This window comes from Motiliproteus sp. MSK22-1, assembly GCF_001968815.1.
Lineage (GTDB): Bacteria > Pseudomonadota > Gammaproteobacteria > Pseudomonadales > Balneatricaceae > Motiliproteus.
In genome coordinates, this window is the sequence record NZ_MIEQ01000073.1 from 101176 (window position 1) to 118282 (window position 17107).

The 17107-nt window shown below is 48.4% G+C and carries 27 protein-coding genes; all 27 read right to left on the reverse strand.

Translation table 11 applies throughout. The features are described from left to right. Positions 1–10 precede the first annotated feature (10 nt). Entirely contained in the window at positions 11–1339 is a 1329-nt protein-coding gene (gene secY, locus BGP75_RS21225; protein WP_076720930.1) for a preprotein translocase subunit SecY, read from the reverse strand. A gap of 6 nt (positions 1340–1345) precedes the next feature. Continuing rightward, positions 1346–1780: a 50S ribosomal protein L15 gene (rplO, locus tag BGP75_RS21230; RefSeq protein WP_076720931.1), complete on the reverse strand. Its 435-nt coding sequence runs from the start codon at positions 1778–1780 to the stop codon at positions 1346–1348. 28 nt (positions 1781–1808) lie between these two features. After that, entirely contained in the window at positions 1809–1994 is a 186-nt protein-coding gene (gene rpmD / locus BGP75_RS21235) for a 50S ribosomal protein L30 (protein WP_076720932.1), read from the reverse strand. Positions 1995–2000: 6 nt separating this feature from the next. After that, the gene (rpsE, locus tag BGP75_RS21240; protein ID WP_076720933.1) at positions 2001–2501 is read right to left on the reverse strand and encodes a 30S ribosomal protein S5; all 501 of its coding nucleotides are present in this window, start codon (positions 2499–2501) and stop codon (positions 2001–2003) included. A gap of 10 nt (positions 2502–2511) precedes the next feature. Further along, a complete protein-coding gene (rplR, locus tag BGP75_RS21245; RefSeq protein ID WP_076720934.1) occupies positions 2512–2862 on the reverse strand; it encodes a 50S ribosomal protein L18 in 351 nt (116 codons plus the stop codon). 12 nt (positions 2863–2874) lie between these two features. Then, a complete protein-coding gene (gene rplF / locus BGP75_RS21250; RefSeq protein ID WP_076720935.1) occupies positions 2875–3408 on the reverse strand; it encodes a 50S ribosomal protein L6 in 534 nt (177 codons plus the stop codon). 10 nt (positions 3409–3418) lie between these two features. Then, positions 3419–3811 (reverse strand): 30S ribosomal protein S8, encoded by a 393-nt coding sequence (rpsH, locus tag BGP75_RS21255; protein WP_076720936.1) that lies wholly within the window; start codon positions 3809–3811, stop codon positions 3419–3421. Between the two features lie 47 nt (positions 3812–3858). After that, a complete protein-coding gene (rpsN, locus tag BGP75_RS21260; RefSeq protein WP_076720937.1) occupies positions 3859–4164 on the reverse strand; it encodes a 30S ribosomal protein S14 in 306 nt (101 codons plus the stop codon). A 12-nt stretch (positions 4165–4176) separates the two neighbouring features. After that, positions 4177–4716 carry a 50S ribosomal protein L5 gene (gene rplE, locus BGP75_RS21265; protein WP_076720938.1) on the reverse strand — a complete coding sequence of 180 codons (540 nt, stop codon included), beginning with the start codon at positions 4714–4716 and terminating at the stop codon, positions 4177–4179. A 14-nt stretch (positions 4717–4730) separates the two neighbouring features. Beyond that, positions 4731–5048, reverse strand: coding sequence for a 50S ribosomal protein L24 (gene rplX / locus BGP75_RS21270; protein ID WP_076720939.1), 318 nt, complete (start codon positions 5046–5048; stop codon positions 4731–4733). A gap of 121 nt (positions 5049–5169) precedes the next feature. Continuing rightward, positions 5170–5541, reverse strand: a complete 372-nt coding sequence (gene rplN, locus BGP75_RS21275; RefSeq protein WP_076720940.1) for a 50S ribosomal protein L14 — start codon at positions 5539–5541, stop codon at positions 5170–5172. 69 nt (positions 5542–5610) lie between these two features. Further along, entirely contained in the window at positions 5611–5874 is a 264-nt protein-coding gene (gene rpsQ, locus BGP75_RS21280; protein WP_076720941.1) for a 30S ribosomal protein S17, read from the reverse strand. A 2-nt stretch (positions 5875–5876) separates the two neighbouring features. Continuing rightward, positions 5877–6080 (reverse strand): 50S ribosomal protein L29, encoded by a 204-nt coding sequence (gene rpmC / locus BGP75_RS21285; protein ID WP_076720942.1) that lies wholly within the window; start codon positions 6078–6080, stop codon positions 5877–5879. Further along, positions 6080–6493, reverse strand: coding sequence for a 50S ribosomal protein L16 (rplP, locus tag BGP75_RS21290; RefSeq protein WP_076720943.1), 414 nt, complete (start codon positions 6491–6493; stop codon positions 6080–6082). The genes rpmC and rplP overlap by 1 nt, the downstream gene beginning before the upstream one ends. Before the next feature lie 11 nt (positions 6494–6504). Continuing rightward, positions 6505–7185 carry a 30S ribosomal protein S3 gene (gene rpsC, locus BGP75_RS21295; RefSeq protein WP_076720944.1) on the reverse strand — a complete coding sequence of 227 codons (681 nt, stop codon included), beginning with the start codon at positions 7183–7185 and terminating at the stop codon, positions 6505–6507. Between the two features lie 11 nt (positions 7186–7196). After that, positions 7197–7529 carry a 50S ribosomal protein L22 gene (gene rplV, locus BGP75_RS21300; RefSeq protein WP_076720945.1) on the reverse strand — a complete coding sequence of 111 codons (333 nt, stop codon included), beginning with the start codon at positions 7527–7529 and terminating at the stop codon, positions 7197–7199. A gap of 18 nt (positions 7530–7547) precedes the next feature. Then, positions 7548–7823 (reverse strand): 30S ribosomal protein S19, encoded by a 276-nt coding sequence (gene rpsS / locus BGP75_RS21305; RefSeq protein WP_076720946.1) that lies wholly within the window; start codon positions 7821–7823, stop codon positions 7548–7550. A 23-nt stretch (positions 7824–7846) separates the two neighbouring features. Next, positions 7847–8674, reverse strand: coding sequence for a 50S ribosomal protein L2 (gene rplB, locus BGP75_RS21310; protein ID WP_076720947.1), 828 nt, complete (start codon positions 8672–8674; stop codon positions 7847–7849). A gap of 6 nt (positions 8675–8680) precedes the next feature. Then, complete coding sequence (gene rplW, locus BGP75_RS21315; protein ID WP_076720948.1) at positions 8681–8977, reverse strand: 50S ribosomal protein L23; 297 nt, start codon at positions 8975–8977, stop codon at positions 8681–8683. Further along, entirely contained in the window at positions 8974–9579 is a 606-nt protein-coding gene (gene rplD, locus BGP75_RS21320) for a 50S ribosomal protein L4 (protein ID WP_076720949.1), read from the reverse strand. The genes rplW and rplD overlap by 4 nt, the downstream gene beginning before the upstream one ends. Positions 9580–9590: 11 nt before the next feature. Continuing rightward, positions 9591–10229: a 50S ribosomal protein L3 gene (rplC, locus tag BGP75_RS21325; protein WP_076720950.1), complete on the reverse strand. Its 639-nt coding sequence runs from the start codon at positions 10227–10229 to the stop codon at positions 9591–9593. A 116-nt stretch (positions 10230–10345) separates the two neighbouring features. Continuing rightward, a complete protein-coding gene (gene rpsJ, locus BGP75_RS21330) occupies positions 10346–10657 on the reverse strand; it encodes a 30S ribosomal protein S10 (RefSeq protein WP_076720951.1) in 312 nt (103 codons plus the stop codon). A 475-nt stretch (positions 10658–11132) separates the two neighbouring features. Then, positions 11133–12212 carry an adenosine deaminase gene (locus BGP75_RS21335; RefSeq protein WP_233152992.1) on the reverse strand — a complete coding sequence of 360 codons (1080 nt, stop codon included), beginning with the start codon at positions 12210–12212 and terminating at the stop codon, positions 11133–11135. A 6-nt stretch (positions 12213–12218) separates the two neighbouring features. Next, positions 12219–13295, reverse strand: coding sequence for a BMP family ABC transporter substrate-binding protein (locus BGP75_RS21340; protein WP_076720952.1), 1077 nt, complete (start codon positions 13293–13295; stop codon positions 12219–12221). Between the two features lie 70 nt (positions 13296–13365). Beyond that, complete coding sequence (locus BGP75_RS21345) at positions 13366–14301, reverse strand: ABC transporter permease (protein ID WP_233152993.1); 936 nt, start codon at positions 14299–14301, stop codon at positions 13366–13368. After that, entirely contained in the window at positions 14298–15374 is a 1077-nt protein-coding gene (locus BGP75_RS21350) for an ABC transporter permease (protein ID WP_076720953.1), read from the reverse strand. The genes BGP75_RS21345 and BGP75_RS21350 overlap by 4 nt, the downstream gene beginning before the upstream one ends. Next, on the reverse strand, positions 15371–16936 hold the full coding sequence (locus BGP75_RS21355) for an ABC transporter ATP-binding protein (protein WP_076720954.1): 1566 nt from the start codon (positions 16934–16936) through the stop codon (positions 15371–15373). Before BGP75_RS21355 ends, BGP75_RS21350 begins: the two co-directional genes overlap by 4 nt. Between the last annotated feature and the right edge of the window lie 171 nt (positions 16937–17107).

Genomic DNA, 17107 nt, shown 5'->3' on the forward strand with positions numbered 1-17107 from the left:
ATAAGTGAACTTAGCGGATCAAACCGCCGGTTCCACCTTTAAGATTTGATTTTTTCATCAGTGACTCATATTGATGAGACATCAGATGCGATTGAACCTGAGCCATGAAATCCATGACTACGACAACCACGATCAGTAATGATGTACCACCAAAATAAAACGGCACGTTCCAGGCAACAACCAGGAACTGAGGCATCAATGACACGGCGGTAATATAAATTGCGCCAAACAACGTCAAACGAGATAAGACGCTATCAATATACCGTGCCGATTGGTCACCGGGACGAATACCAGGAATAAAGGCGCCGGATTTCTTCAAGTTGTCTGCAACATCTTTCGGGTTAAACATCAACGCCGTATAGAAATAGCAGAAAAAGATCACCGCAACCGCAAACAACAAAATATACAAAGGCTGGCCTGGGCCTAATGCCAACGATACATCCTGCAACCACTCCATACCCTCAGTCTGACCAAACCACTGCCCTATAGAGGCAGGGAAAAGCAGAATACTGGAAGCAAAAATAGGCGGAATAACACCGGCCATATTCACCTTCAGAGGCAGGTGGCTTGTTTGTGCCGCGAACACCTTACGTCCCTGCTGGCGCTTTGCGTAATTTATGGTTATACGGCGTTGACCGCGCTCCATAAACACTACAAATGCCACCGTTGCCACTGCCAAAACAGTGATAAACAGCAGAGCTAAGATATTCAGATCCCCTTGACGAGACGCCTCAAAAGATTGCCCGATAGCTCCAGGCAAACCCGCGACGATACCCGCAAAGATCAACAACGAAATACCATTACCTATTCCACGCTCAGTGATTTGTTCACCGAGCCACATCAGGAAGACAGCTCCAGATACAAGAGTAACGACAGCGACGAAATAAAAGCTTAGGTCTGCGCTGAAGGCAACACCTTGCCCTGCGAGACCAACCGCCATACCTAACGACTGAACGGTAGCGAGAAGAACCGTACCGTAGCGGGTGTATTGGCTAATTTTTCGACGACCGGCTTCACCCTCTTTCTTGAGCTGTTCCAGCTGTGGACTGACCGCTGTCAGTAGTTGCATGATAATTGACGCGGAAATATACGGCATAATTCCAAGCGCCAAAATACTCATACGCTCCAAAGCACCACCTGAGAACATGTTAAACAAGCTCAGAATAGTGCCTTGGTTTTGCTCAAACATAGCAGCAAGGCGATCCGGATTAATTCCAGGAACTGGAATATGAGCACCGATTCGGTAAACCACTATCGCCAGAAAAACAAAGAGCAGTCGAGATTTCAGCTCGCCTAAGCCACTTTGGTTGCCGGATGGAATAGTTCCTTGCTTAGCCATTGAATGTTATTCCTCGACTTTTCCGCCTGCCGCTTCAATTGCAGCTTTAGCACCTTTGGTGACCTTAAGACCCTTGACGGTTACCGCCTTGGTCAGCTCACCAGAAAGGATAACTTTAGCTTCCTTGATATCGCGAGAGATGATGTTAGCTTGCTCAAGAGCAGCCAAATCAACAACCTCTGCCGTTACCTTAGCCAATTCGTCTAAACGAATCTCTGCACGGTAAGCAGCCTTGCGAGACGTAAAGCCGTACTTAGGCAGACGACGCTGTAAAGGCATCTGACCGCCTTCGAAACCAGGCTTGACAGTACCGCCGGAACGGGATTTCAAACCTTTATGACCGCGACCTGCGGTCTTGCCCAAGCCACTACCAATACCACGACCAACACGCTTAGGTGCTTTCTTGGAGCCAGCAGCAGGGCTTAGAGTATTCAGACGCATGATGTGTCTCTCCACTATTCGTCTAAAACTACTGGTCGCTTTCGATGCGAACCATATAGTTGACCTTGTTGATCATGCCACGTACTGAAGGAGTATCCTCTACTTCAACCGTATGATTGATACGACGCAGACCCAAACCTTTAACGCATAGTTTGTGGTCAGGCAGAGTACCAATCGGACTACGGTGCAGCGTCACTTTAATTTTGTTAGCCATCACTGATTACCCCAGGATCTCTTCCACAGTTTTGCCACGCTTAGCAGCAACTTCTTCAGGAGACCGTACAGCCTTAAGACCTTCAACGGTAGCCCGAACAACGTTAACTGGGTTGGTAGAGCCGTAGCACTTAGCCAGTACGTTATGCACACCAGCCAATTCAAGTACTGCACGCATCGCACCACCAGCAATAACACCAGTACCTTCAGATGCAGGCTGCATGTAAACTTTGGAAGCACCGTGACGGGCTTTTACAGCATACTGCAGAGTCGTACCGTTAAGATCAACGCTCACCATATTACGGCGAGCTTGCTCCATTGCCTTCTGGATAGCGACTGGCACTTCGCGCGCTTTACCGCGACCAAAGCCAACCTTACCATTGCCGTCACCTACCACAGTCAGAGCGGTAAAGCCGAATACACGACCACCCTTAACTACTTTGGCAACACGGTTAACCTGGATTAACTTTTCCTGAAGGTCACCGTCTTTCTGTTCGTGATTTGCCATAACCTAACCTTTAGAATTCCAGGCCGCCTTCACGCGCCGCTTCTGCCAAAGCTTTAACGCGTCCGTGATATTTAAATCCGGAACGATCGAAAGCTACCTTAGAGATACCAGCACCCTTAGCACGCTCAGCGATGAGCAAACCAACTTTGGAAGCGGCCTCTACATTACTGGTCGCACCTTCACGCAGTTCTTTCTCAACGGTAGAAGCAGTAGCCAAAACCTTGCTTCCGTCACCGGAGATAACCTGTGCGTAGATGTGCTGCGGAGTGCGATGAACGCACAGGCGTATAGCACCCAACTCGCGCATCTTGATGCGTGAGCGACGGGCACGACGCTGACGAGAATCTTTCTTTACACTCATAATCCTGCCCTACTATTTCTTCTTAGCTTCTTTACGACGCACATACTCATCGGCGTAACGGACACCCTTACCCTTATAAGGCTCTGGTGGACGGAAAGCGCGAATTTCTGCGGCAGCCTGGCCGATCTTCTGCTTGTCAGCACCTTTCAGAACAACAGTAGTCTGGGAAGGTGTTTCAGCAGAGATGCCTTCTGGCAATTCGTAATTGACCGGGTGAGAGAAACCTAGAGTCAGATTCAGCACACTACCTTTAACGGCAGCACGATAACCTACACCGATCAGTTCAAGCTTCTTTTCGAAACCTTCACTAGTGCCAACGACCATATTATTAACCAACGCCCGAGTTGTTCCAGCCATGGCATTAGCCTGTTTGGAGCCACTTCGAGGAGCGAAGGTCAGTACGTTATCTTCGTTCTTTACTTCAACATCCTGGTGAATTGCCAGCTCTAGCTGACCTTTTCCACCTTTGATGTTAATCGTCTGAGCGTCAAGCTTGACAGTAACGCCGCTTGGAATGCTAATAGGAGCTTTTGCTATACGAGACATTTCAACCCCCTTAGAAGACGCTACAAAGAACCTCACCACCGATACCCGCTGCACGAGCAGCACGATCAGTCATGAGACCTTTAGAAGTTGAAATGATTGAAATACCTAAACCAGCAGATACTTTTGGCAGTTCATCTTTAGAACGGTAGATACGCAATCCAGGACGGCTAACGCGGGCAATCTTCTCGATAACCGGCTTGCCTTCAAAATACTTGAGCTCGATGCTCAATGTAGCCTTAACTTCATCACTGACACTAAAGCCAGAGATATAACCTTCATCTAACAGAAGCTGAGCAACAGCCGCTTTCTGCTTTGATGCTGGCATAGCCACAGACTGTTTTTCAGCCATGTTTGCGTTGCGAATACGTGTAAACATATCCGCAAGTGTGTCTTGCATGCTCATTTAATGAGTCCTCACTATTGTGCAGCAGTTCGATCTTGGATCGACGCTTACCAACTAGCTTTTTTCAAGCCGGGTACATCACCGCGCATGGCGGCTTCACGCAGCTGAATTCGGGAAAGTCCGAATTTACGATAGACAGCGTGCGGGCGACCAGTAATCTGGCAGCGACGCTGTTGACGACTAGGGCTAGCATCACGAGGAAGCTTCTGCAGGGCAACCTGCGCTTCCCAACGCTCATCGTCAGACGCACTGACAGAGCTAATGATCGCTTTCAAGTTTGCACGCTTCTCAGCAAACTTAGCCACTAGACGAGCGCGCTTAGCTTCACGCGCCTTCATTGATTCCTTAGCCATAGCAACTCACCGTTATTTCTTAAAGGGGAAACCCAGAGCAGTCAGCAAAGCGCGACCTTCATCGTTATTCCGAGCAGTTGTGGTGATGGTAATATCCATTCCACGCAGCTTATCGACTTTATCGTAATCGATCTCAGGAAAGATGATTTGCTCTTTGACACCCATGCTGTAGTTGCCACGACCATCAAAAGACTTGGAGTTCAAGCCACGGAAATCACGAATACGAGGAATAGAAACATCAACCAGACGGTCGAAGAATTCCCACATACGGTTGCCGTGCAAAGTTACCTTACAACCAATTGGCCAGCCTTCACGAACTTTAAATGCTGCAACAGACTTGCGCGCCTTGGTAACGACAACCTTCTGACCGGCAATCGCTTCCATATCGGCAACGGCATTTTCCAACATTTTCTTGTCGCCAATAGCCTCACCAAGACCCATATTCAGGGTGATTTTGGTAATGCGAGGAGTTTCCATCACATTTTTGAGACCTAGCTCTTCTTTAAGCTGAGGAGCTACAGTTTCTTTGTATAAAGCTTTTAATCTTGACATGATACCTGTTCTCCTTAAGCGCCGATTAGTTCGCCGTTAGATTTGAAGAAACGTACTTTGGTACCATCTTCCAAGATCTTAAAGCCCACACGATCGCCTTTACCCGTAGCAGCGTTGAATACCGCAACATTGGAAGCAGCAATAGGCCCTTCCTTTTCAACGATACCACCAGGCTGACCCAACATCGGGTTAGGCTTCTGGTGCTTTTTAACCATGTTGATGCCGGAAACAACAAAACGATCATCGGTCAGAACTTTCATGACCTTTCCACGCTTGCCTTTATCTCTTCCAGCGATGACGATCACTTCGTCGTCACGTCTGATCTTGCGCATTTAATTTACCTTATCCTTTCCTACTACCCTCTCATGCTCAAAACGCCGAGGCTCCGCAGTTGCTCAAAAGAGCAGGAGTCTCAGCGTTTTACATGGACACAAGTTAACTAAAACTTGGTCTTTACAGCACTTCAGGCGCCAGGGAAATGATCTTCATGAACTTCTCATTACGAAGCTCACGCGTCACAGGGCCAAAGATACGAGTACCAATCGGCTGTTCGCTTGAATCGTTCAGCAGCACAGCAGAGTTAGTATCGAAGCGAATGATCGAACCATCAGAGCGACGAACACCCTTACGAGTACGAACAACCACAGCCTTCAGCACCTGACCTTTCTTCACCTTACCGCGGGGAATTGCTTCCTTAACAGTAACTTTGATGATATCGCCAATGCGAGCGTATCTACGATGAGAGCCGCCCAACACTTTAATGCACTGTACGCGCTTAGCGCCACTGTTATCAGCAACGTCTAGTATTGATTCAGTTTGAATCATGGTCTACTCCATTACGCGGTAGTGCTGACCCATCCAAAATGAGTCAACACCAGAGCGAAGGCGCGTATATTACACCTTTGCAGCGCGTTCTTCAATTTTTACTAACGCCCAAGTTTTTGACTTCGAAAAAGGACTGGCTTCTTTGATAGTAACCAAGTCTCCCATTCGACATTCATTCTGCTCGTCATGGGCATGAAGCTTAGTTGAGCGCTTTACGTACTTACCGTAAACCGGGTGCTTAACCTTACGCTCAACCATCACTGTAACGGTCTTATCCATCTTGTCACTGACAACACGGCCAGTCACAGTGCGGATGTTGTTTTCTGCAGTCATGGTTACTTACCTGCCTTCTCGTTCGCCTTCTCGTTCAGAACGGTCTTGACGCGAGCAATATTACGACGCACCTGACCTAACAGATGCGACTGCGCCAACTGACCAGAACTCTTCTGCATCCGCAGATTGAACTGTTCCTTGAGCAGGTCGAGTAGCTCTTGATCAAGCTCATCTACGGACTTTTCACGTAATTCAACAGTACTCATTACATTACCGTCCGCTTAACAAAGGTGGTTGCCACAGGAAGCTTCGCAGCAGCGAGATCAAACGCCTCATTAGCCAACTGCTCTGAAACACCTTCCATCTCAAACAGCACCTTGCCGGGCTGAATCTGGGCTACCCAGTATTCGACATTACCCTTACCTTTACCCTGACGTACTTCCAGAGGCTTGGTAGTGATAGGCTTGTCGGGAAAAACACGAATCCAGATCTTACCGCCACGTTTAATGTGACGAGTCATGGTACGACGTGCGGCTTCAATCTGACGCGCAGTGATGCGACCACGACCAACAGCCTTAAGTCCGAATTCGCCAAAACTTACGTTACTACCGCGCAACGCCAGACCGCGGTTACGGCCTTTCATCATCTTGCGGTATTTTGTACGCTTAGGTTGCAGCATTGACGTACCCTCTACTTAGAACTTTTCTTCTTGACCGCTTTTTGAGCACGAACCTGCTCAATGCCGCCCAGAATTTCACCCTTGAAGATCCATACTTTAACGCCGATAACGCCGTAAGTAGTATGGGCTTCATATGTACCGTAATCGATATCAGCACGCAGGGTATGCAGAGGAACACGACCTTCCCGGTACCATTCAGAACGTGCAATCTCTGCACCACCCAAACGGCCACCAACCTGAATCTTGATACCTTTTGCGCCCAAGCGCATTGCGTTCTGAACCGCACGCTTCATAGCACGACGGAACATCACACGACGCTCAAGCTGACTCGCAACACCCTGAGCAACCAGACCAGCGTCCAGCTCAGGCTTACGAATCTCTTCGATGTTGATATGGACAGGAACGCCCATCATCTTGGAAACAGCATTACGCAGCTTCTCTACATCTTCACCTTTCTTACCAATAACAATACCTGGACGGGCAGTGTGAATGGTAATGCGCGCATTCTGTGCAGGACGCTCGATTTCGATACGACTGACAGATGCTTGCTTTAATTTACCTTGCAAGTACTTACGTACTTCCAGGTCTTGCAACAAGTTTTTGGCATAAGCGGAGCGGTTTGCATACCAAACAGAGGTATGATCCTTCACAACACCAAGCCGGTAACCTGTAGGATGTATTTTATGACCCATCTTGGTGTCTCCTAGCTTTCAGCAACCTTAACAGTGATGTGGCACGAGCGCTTGAGGATACGATCAGCACGACCTTTTGCACGCGGCTTAATGCGCTTCATAGTCATACCTTCATCCACAAATACAGTCGATACCCTCAGCTCGTCGACATCTGCACCTTCATTGTGCTCGGCGTTTGCAATCGCAGACTCAAGCAACTTTTTCATGATTTCAGCACCTTTTTTAGGGCTGAAGGCCAGAATGTTCAGGGCCTCATCAACAGACTTACCGCGAATTTGATCAGCTACAAGTCGAGCTTTCTGCGCGGATAAGCGGGCGCCTTTTAACTTAGCGGCAACTTCCATCTATATATCCTCTCAGACTCAACGTTTAGCTTTCTTATCGGCAGCATGTCCGCGATAGGTCCGAGTGACAGCAAACTCACCCAGCTTATGACCTACCATGTCTTCAGTAACAAAAACAGGAACATGTTGGCGTCCGTTATGGACTGCAATCGTCAACCCAACAAAGTTTGGGAAGATCGTTGAGCGACGAGACCAAGTCTTAATTGGCTTGCGGTCGCCCTTCTCGATGGCAGTCTCAACCTTCTTCATCAAGTGAAGGTCAATAAATGGACCTTTCTTAAGTGAACGTGGCACAGCCGTTACCTCGAATTTAGAATTTATTTCTTAGAACGACGACGTACAATTAACTTGTCCGTACGCTTGTTCTTACGTGTCTTGTAGCCTTTAGTTGGCGTACCCCAAGGAGAAACAGGGTGACGACCACCTGATGTACGCCCTTCACCACCACCATGCGGGTGATCAACCGGGTTCATAGCGACACCACGAACAGTAGGACGAACGCCACGCCAGCGTGAAGCACCAGCTTTACCCAGAGAGCGCAAACTATGCTCACTGTTGCTCACTTCACCAAGTGTTGCACGACACTCAACTAAAACCTTACGCATTTCACCGGAGCGCAGACGCAAAGTCACATGACGACCTTCACGAGCTACCAGTTGAGCAGAGGTACCAGCACTACGAACCATCTGAGCACCTTTACCAGGCTTCAGCTCAACGCAGTGAATAACACTACCAACAGGGATATTACGCAACGGCAGAGTATTACCAGGCTTGATATCAGCACCAGCTCCTGACATTACAGGATCACCAGCCTTCATACCCTTGGCAGCGATGATGTAACGACGTTCACCATCGGCATACTTAAGCAATGCGATGTTAGCAGTACGGTTTGGATCGTATTCCAGACGCTCAACAACAGCAGGAATACCGTCCTTGTTACGCTTAAAATCAACCAGACGATAATGCTGTTTGTGGCCACCACCAACGTGACGAGTCGTAATACGACCGTTGTTGTTACGACCACCAGACTTAGACTTCTTCTCCAGCAACGCCGCGTGAGGAGCACCCTTATGCAAATCAGAGTGAACAACCTTAACCACATGACGACGACCAGCAGAAGTCGGTTTACATTTTACAATAGCCATTTTCTGTTAGCCCTCACCGATAAAGTCGATGTCATGACCTTCAGCCAGGCGAACGTAAGCTTTACGAATATCCTTACGCTTGCCCATACCGCGAGCGGTACGCTTGGTTTTACCCTTCACGTTCAACACACGCACAGTGTCAACTTTGACTTCGAACAGTTGCTCTACAGCCTTTTTGATTTCAGGCTTAGTCGCGTCACTCGCCACTCGAAAAACAACCTGCTGAGCATCCTCAGCGACAATAGTTGCCTTTTCTGAAATATGAGGACCTAACAGAACTTTGAAGATTCGCTCTTGGTTCATCCCAACAACTCCTCAATTTTCTTCAGGGCAGGCACAGTGACCAGCACCTTTTCGAAGCCAACAAGGCTTACAGGATCGATAGCAGCAACATCACGTACATCGACGTGAGGCAGATTACGAGCAGCCAAGAAAAGATTCTGATCAACTTCTTCAGAGATCATCAAAACGTTGCTCAGATCCAGCTCTTTCAGCTTTGCAGCCATCAGCTTAGTCTTGGGTGCTTCGAGAGAAAGCTCTTCGACAACAACCAGACGTTCTTGACGAACCAGCTCAGAGAAGATGCAACGAATCGCAGCGCGATACATTTTCTTGTTTACTTTCTGAGAATGATCCTGAGGACGTGCTGCAAATGTAACACCACCGCTACGCCAGATTGGGCTGCGGATAGTACCAGCACGGGCACGACCTGTACCCTTCTGACGCCATGGCTTACGACCACCACCACGCACATCAGAACGGGTCTTTTGAGCACGGGTACCCTGACGACCACCAGCCAAATAAGCTGTGACCACCTGGTGAACCAGAGCTTCATTAAACTCTTTATCAAAGGAGACTTCGGACACTTCGACCGAACCGCCGGCTCCTGCAATTGTTAAATTCATTGCCATCTCCCTTAGGTACGAGCTTTAACAGCTGTGTTAACAAACACGTCACCGCCAGTGGCACCAGGAACCGCGCCTTTGATCAGGAGCAAGTTACGCTCCGCATCAACGCGAACCACTTCCAGTGTCTGCACAGTTACGCGCTCAGCACCCATATGACCAGCCATCTTCTTCCCTTTCCAAACACGACCGGGAGTCTGACACTGACCAATAGAACCAGGAGCACGGTGAGAGATAGAGTTACCGTGAGTGGCATCTTGCATGGTGAAGTTCCAGCGCTTGATACCGCCCTGAAAACCTTTACCTTTAGATTCACCAGTTACGTCAACCTTCTGACCAGCTTCAAAGCGCTCGACAGTCAGCTGATCGCCAACCTGAACCTCTTCATCACCCGACAAGCGAAACTCCCATAAACCGCGACCAGCCTCAACACCAGCCTTAGCGAAATGACCCGCTTCCGGCTTGTTTACATGAGAACTTTTACGAGCACCAGCAGTTACCTGCACAGCACTGTACCCGTCAGCTTCAAGTGTTTTAACTTGAGTAACGCGATTCGGTTCCACTTCGATGACTGTGACTGGCACGGAAGCACCATCTTCAGTGAATACGCGGGTCATGCCCGCTTTCCGTCCGACTAAACCAATAGCCATTTTAAACCTCTTGCCAGTTGAGTACGGGGCTATAACCCACTATGGCTGCCCTTCACAGAGCATTCCTCGACTAAATTTAAACTGCGTTTTATATAGCGCCTAAGCGCTCGATTCGATTAGCCCAGGCTAATTTGAACATCAACGCCCGCAGCAAGGTCTAGCTTCATCAGCGCGTCAACTGTTTTTTCAGTTGGCTCAACGATGTCTAGCACACGCTTATGAGTACGGATCTCATACTGGTCACGTGCATCTTTATTCACGTGAGGTGAGGTCAGTACTGTAAAACGCTCCTTGCGAGTCGGGAGAGGGATCGGGCCACGCACTTGCGCGCCGGTACGCTTGGCAGTATCAACAATTTCCTGTGTGGAAGCGTCGATCAAGCGATGATCAAAAGCCTTCAATCGAATTCGGATTTTCTGGTTTTGCATTTCGATCACAACTCCGATGGAATTTTAAATGGCAAACAGCTGCCACCCCTAAAAAAAAGGGTACGGAATTGTACGCTTTGATATGATCAACCGCAAGGGAGTTTTGCAGAAATAGATCCAGATTGAGAAAAAAAACCTCAATCCACCGGACTTACCTGGAAAATCAGATACATAAGAAGAGAGATCAGCGGCATGATACGCTGAGATTTACAGCAAAACCAGTCCTTTTTGCCGTAAAAACCTTGAGAACCGCTTAAAACATAAAACGACAGTGAAGAACCTAAAACAACACATTACATAACCCGGCAAACGCTACGCAGAGCCGCAGCACCTTCAATAACCATGCTCACTGCCATTAACTACTTACTGCCATCAACAGAAGCAACAATCAATAACAGAAAACTAATAACAGGAGCAGGAGCCAAAAAAGCAGAGAAACAAGAACAAACAAAACACATGAAGCCACTAAACAGAATTACTGATAGGAGCACATATAACTATCAAGCGCAGACAGCCATTCTTGTTTAACATCATTTTTAACAAAAGCGCTTTCGAAGCTATTCCTGGCAATCAGACCAAGTTGCTCAACACTCAAGCTCAATGCCTGCTCAACAGCCCGATAGTTATCATTCAGATAACCACCGAAATAAGCTGGATCATCGGAGTTTATCGTGACCTTTAAGCCTAACTCCAGCATTCGACGCAACGGGTGATCAGACATATCATCAACCACCGCTAATCGAAGGTTGGAGAGAGGACAAATGGTTAGCGGTATTTGCTGCTCAATCAATACCTTTATTAAGGAAGGATCTTCCAACGAGCGGTTACCATGATCAATACGATCTACCTTAAGGGCATTCAGCGCGCCCCAGACATATTCAGGCGGCCCCTCTTCCCCTGCATGAGCAACAGCTTTTAAACCTTTCGATCGCGCATATTCAAATGCCGCCTCGAATTTTTCAGGCGGATTTCCTTTCTCAGAAGAATCCAACCCCACAGCAGCAAAAAGAGGCAGATGCTCGTCCACCTGCTTCAATAGCGACAATGCTTCGGCTCCAGATAGATGACGAAGGAACGATAAAATCAGTAACGAACTGATACCCAGCTCGCAACGAGCCGCTTCCATGGCAGAAAAAATTCCATTGATGACAGTCTCAAACGCCACCCCGCGTTCCAAATGAGCCTGAGGATCAAAAAACATTTCGGTATGCAGGACCCGGTCCGCATGGGCTCGTTGCAAATAGTCCCAAGTAAGATCAAAAAAATCTTCTTCGGTGATCAGAACCTGCATGCCCTCATAGTACAAATCGAGGAATTCCTGCAAATTATTAAAGTGATAGGCATCTTCAAGCGCTTCAACTGAAGAGAACCGTAGAGCAATGGAATTACGCTCAGCCAGACGAAACATCAACTCCGGCTGCATGGAACCCTCTAGATGAATATGCAACTCAGCCTTGGGCAAGCCCTGGATAAAATCCTTCAAACACCAACCTCGAAACACTATTGCGTTTACCAGAAGCCCCCCTCTGCCTGCCAGAGCAGACAGAGGATACACCAAACACTACTGAGGCAACTGACCCTCTACCCCTTCTACATAATAGTTCATACCTGCCAAAGCTCCATCATCAAGAACCTCTCCAGCAGGAATAACCTCTTCTCCATTCTGCTTAATGACTGGCCCCTGGAAAGGATGAAGCGCCCCATCAGCGATCTCCTGCTTGATCTTTTCGGCCTCAGCCATCACATCCGCAGGAATTTCCTTATGAAATGGTGCAAAAGCAACCATACCGGACTTGATTCCACCCCAGGTATCCTCAGATGACCAGGTTCCATCCATGACTGCCTGAACACGGTCGATATAATATTGATCCCAGTTATCAATAATAGCGGTAAGCTGGGATTTTGGCGCAAAGCTCGCCATATCTGAAGCCTGACCAACCCCCCATATCCAACGCTGCTCCGCCACCTGCAAAGGTGCAGGACTATCGGTATGCTGGAGAATAATATCAGCGCCCTGATCAGTCAGGGTTTTCGCCGCATCAGCCTCTTTTCCAGGATCATACCAGGAGTTCACCCAGACAACTTTAACAGTCGCATCAGGGTTGACTGCACGAGCAGAACGAGCAACAGCGTTAATACCACGCACTACCTCAGGGATCGGGAATGAAGCCACATAACCAATTACATTGCTCTTGGTCATACGCCCAGCAATAGTACCGACAACATACCGGCCTTCATAAAAACGCGCTGCATAGGTACTGACATTCTTCGCACGCTTATAACCTGTAGCATGTTCAAATTTAACCTTCTTGAACTGTTTAGCGACTTTCAAGGTCGGATTCATAAAACCAAACGACGTGGTAAAAATCAGATCATGACCACTGGCAGCCAATTTACGAATCACTCGTTGCGCATCTGGCCCTTCTTTGACACTTTCAACAAAAGTTGTCTCAACCTGGTCGCCGAACTTTTTCTCAATAGCCTTTCGACCGAGATCATGGCGATAAGTCCAGCCAAAATCACCAACCGGCCCCACATACACAAATCCTACTTTCACAGCCGCTTCCACCTGCGGCCCCATTGCCAGCCCAACCACCGCAGCCATGGCTCCTAACGTTTTCTTAAATCCCAGCTTCATTGCGTTTCTCCTGAGGTTACAGAACTTACTTTCTTGTTATCACCGACAGCTCATCGGTATGTATTGCCATTCAGATGGAAGGCCTGAACACTTTACCCAAAGAAGCGGGTGAGTTTTCTTTTAGTTTAACCTTATCACTGGAAATCATGACCAGTACCAGTACAGTCGCCAGATAGGGCAGCATCGACATAAACTGAGACGGAATGGCTAACCCAAAGCCCTGTCCATGCAGTTGCAATATTGTTACGCCACCAAACATATAAGCCCCAAGCAATACCCGACCCGGCTTCCAGGTGGCGAACACCACCAGAGCCAATGCCACCCAACCTCGGCCCGCAGTCATGTTTTCAGACCACATGGGTGTATAAACGACTGACAGGTAAGCACCTCCCAAACCCGCCATCAAACCGCCAAATAACAATGCCAGATAGCGTAATTTAATCACTGGATACCCCAAAGCGTGCGCTGATTCCGGAGACTCACCAATTGCCCGTAAAACCAGACCTCCCCTGCTGTGGTATATAAAAAAGTGCAGCCCAACAACCATCACAACCGACAGATAGATCATCAGATTATGATCGAACAGGATGGGGCCCAGCAATGGTATATCCGATAACAAAGGGATCGGCAAATTAGACAGAGGCTCCACCGTGGTACCAACAAACTCACTACCAATCAACGCACTAAGCCCCACACCAAATAGCGTAATAGCCAGACCCGTTGCGACCTGATTGGTCAATAGAGAAAGGGTTAACAAGGCATGAAGTGCAGCTAACAGCACACCCGCCAAACCACCAATAAGAATACCGATATAAGTATTTCCGGTAACAACAGCTCCGACAAAACCACCAACAGCACCAACCAGCATCATTCCCTCGACACCCAGATTAAGCACGCCAGAGCGCTCGGCCACCAGCTCCCCCAAAGCAGCAAAGAGTAACGGGGTTGCTGCACCTATAATGGTCAGACAAGCCGCCTGAAATATCATCATACCTTCACTCATCATGCTGCTCCTTGTACTTTGCCAGACCCAAACACAAATCGATATTTGATCAGGACATCACAGGCAAGTAAGAAAAATAGCAACATCCCCTGAAAGACCCCCGTTACAGCTTGTGGTAATCCCATTTCAATCTGAAGGTTCTCTCCACCAAGGTACGATAACGCCAGCAACATTCCAGCGATACAGACTCCCAAGGGGTGCAATCGACCGACAAATGCCACGATAATGGCAGTAAACCCGTAACCCGGAGAGACTTGAGGAACGAGCTGCCCAATCGGCCCGGAAACCTCTATCATTCCCGCCAGTCCGGACAGACCACCGGCCAATAACAGACAAAACCAAATTAAAGCCTTTTCTCTAAAGCCCGCAAACTCTGCGGCTCGGGGAGCGGCCCCTACTACCTTGACCTGAAAGCCAATCAGGGTTCGACTGAGCATAACCCAGGCAGCAATCGCAACAGCAATAGCAGCCAGCAAACCAATATGCAGACGAGTGTCCTCCAGCAAAACCGGCAACAGCCCTGAATCACCAAACATTCTTGATTCTGGAAAATTAAAGCCTTCCGGGTCCCTTAATGGGCCATTCACCAGATAACTAAGAAATAGCAAGGCCACATAAGTCAGCATCAGACTGGTTAAAATTTCGTTAGCGTTGTAACGGGTTTTCAGCAATGCTGGTATTGCTGCCCATAACATTCCCCCCAAGACTCCCGCCAAAGCCATCGCAGGTAATACCCAGCCGCCTTCGACTTCATAGGCAAAAATTGCCAAAGCACCCGAAAAAATGGCCCCCATGGTCAGCTGACCTTCAGCACCGATATTCCATACATTGGCCTTAAAACCAATAGACAGACCTATACCGATCAAAACCAGGGGTATCGCTTTTACGAGCAACTCACTAAAACCATAAAGATCGCCGACAGGACTGATAAAAAAGGCTTCCAATGCCAATAAACCATCAATCCCCATCATGGTAAACATGATAAAGCCGCTCATCAGAGTTAACAGTAATGCCAGCAAGGGGGAGAGATAGACCATGATCAACGATGCTTCTGGTCTGGGTAACATCCTGATCATTGCGCCACCTCCAATACATCCGGCGACTTCGATTCAGGAGGCGCAGAATCCAGCGCAACGCCCGTCATCAATAAGCCGACATCCTCTGCACTAACTTGATTAATCGGATAGATAGTAGAAAGCGTACCTGCACATATTGCCGAAATTCGATGGCTCAAAGTCAACAGTTCATCCAAATCCTGTGATATCACCAAAACCGCCGCACCCTCTGCGGCAAGTTGCTGAACAGCCTTGTGTATAATGGCCGCAGCACCGGCATCAACCCCCCAGGTAGGCTGCGCAATAATCAACACCTCTGGGGCCTGTTCCACCTCACGACCAACAATAAATTTCTGCAGATTGCCACCTGACAGACTTCCTGCGGCCGCTTGATTGCCGGTACAACGCACATCAAAGCGCTCAATGACTAACTCGGCAAAATCCTGAACCTTGCCGAGACGAACAAAACCGTTATTGAGAAATGGCTGCCTGACATAACCGCTCAGCAAAGCATTATCCACCAGACTCATATCAGGAACAGAGCCATGCCCAAGCCGTTCTTCCGGAACAAAACACAACCCCTGTCGGCGCCGTTGATGAGGCATTCGATCCCCCACAGGCTGACCACACAGGAAAACACTATCCTTAGCTACACGGGTTTCACCACTTAAAACCGAAAGCAGTTCCGCCTGACCATTCCCGGCTACGCCAGCAATGCCAAGGATTTCACCTCCATGAAGATCCAGACTGATATTCTTTAGATCAATACCAAAGGTGGTGTCAGATTTAAGACTCAACCCCTGTATGGCAAATTTAAGATCACCACGCTGCGGCGCACTGGATGCTGACGCAGCAGCCAGCTCTTCACCAATCATCAGGGCTGCCATGCTTGAAGCCGTTTCTTCACGAGGATCACAGGCCCCGACATTTTTGCCTAAACGCAAGATCGTCGCGCCCTGGCAAAGTTGTCGAACTTCATCCAGCTTGTGGCTGATATACAAAATGGAACAACCTTCAGCCGCCAACTGGCGCAGAGTTACAAATAACGTCTCTGCTTCTTGAGGCGTCAGTACTGAAGTCGGTTCATCCATGATCAGCAGGCGAGGGTTCTGCAGCAAACAACGAACGATCTCTATGCGTTGTTTTTCACCTACTGAAAGGCTATGCACTGCGCGATTGGGATCGAGTGGAAGTCCGTAACGTTCTTCAACTTTGAGAATCTGTTTTTCCAGCTCAGCCATTGGCGGTGGATCACTCATTCCCAGAGCTATATTTTCTTTAACGGTTAAGGCTTCGAACAGCGAAAAGTGTTGAAATACCATACCAATCCCCAAAGAGCGGGCTTGGGCAGGACTATTGACATAAACCTCTTCATCGCCCCACAGGATGGAGCCGGAATCCGGCTTAAGCAATCCGAAGATCATTTTAACCAGAGTACTTTTGCCTGCCCCGTTTTCACCAAGTAAGGCGTGGATCTCTCCGGGCATCACCTTAAGATCAACCCGGTCATTAGCCAAACATCCCGGAAAAGACTTGACCAATTGTCGCAGTTCCAGTCGAGGCAATTGTGATGATTGCGGCATGAAACCCCTTATTATTATTTTATAATCGTTTGTTTCAACGTACTGAACCGATATTCAGACAGACCCAGGATATGAGCCGCAGTACGTGCCCTCACAACAGAGCCAATCCTCACCATACGCAGCTCAGAGACCATAACGCGACAGATCAACATCAGCCAAATCATGACCAGG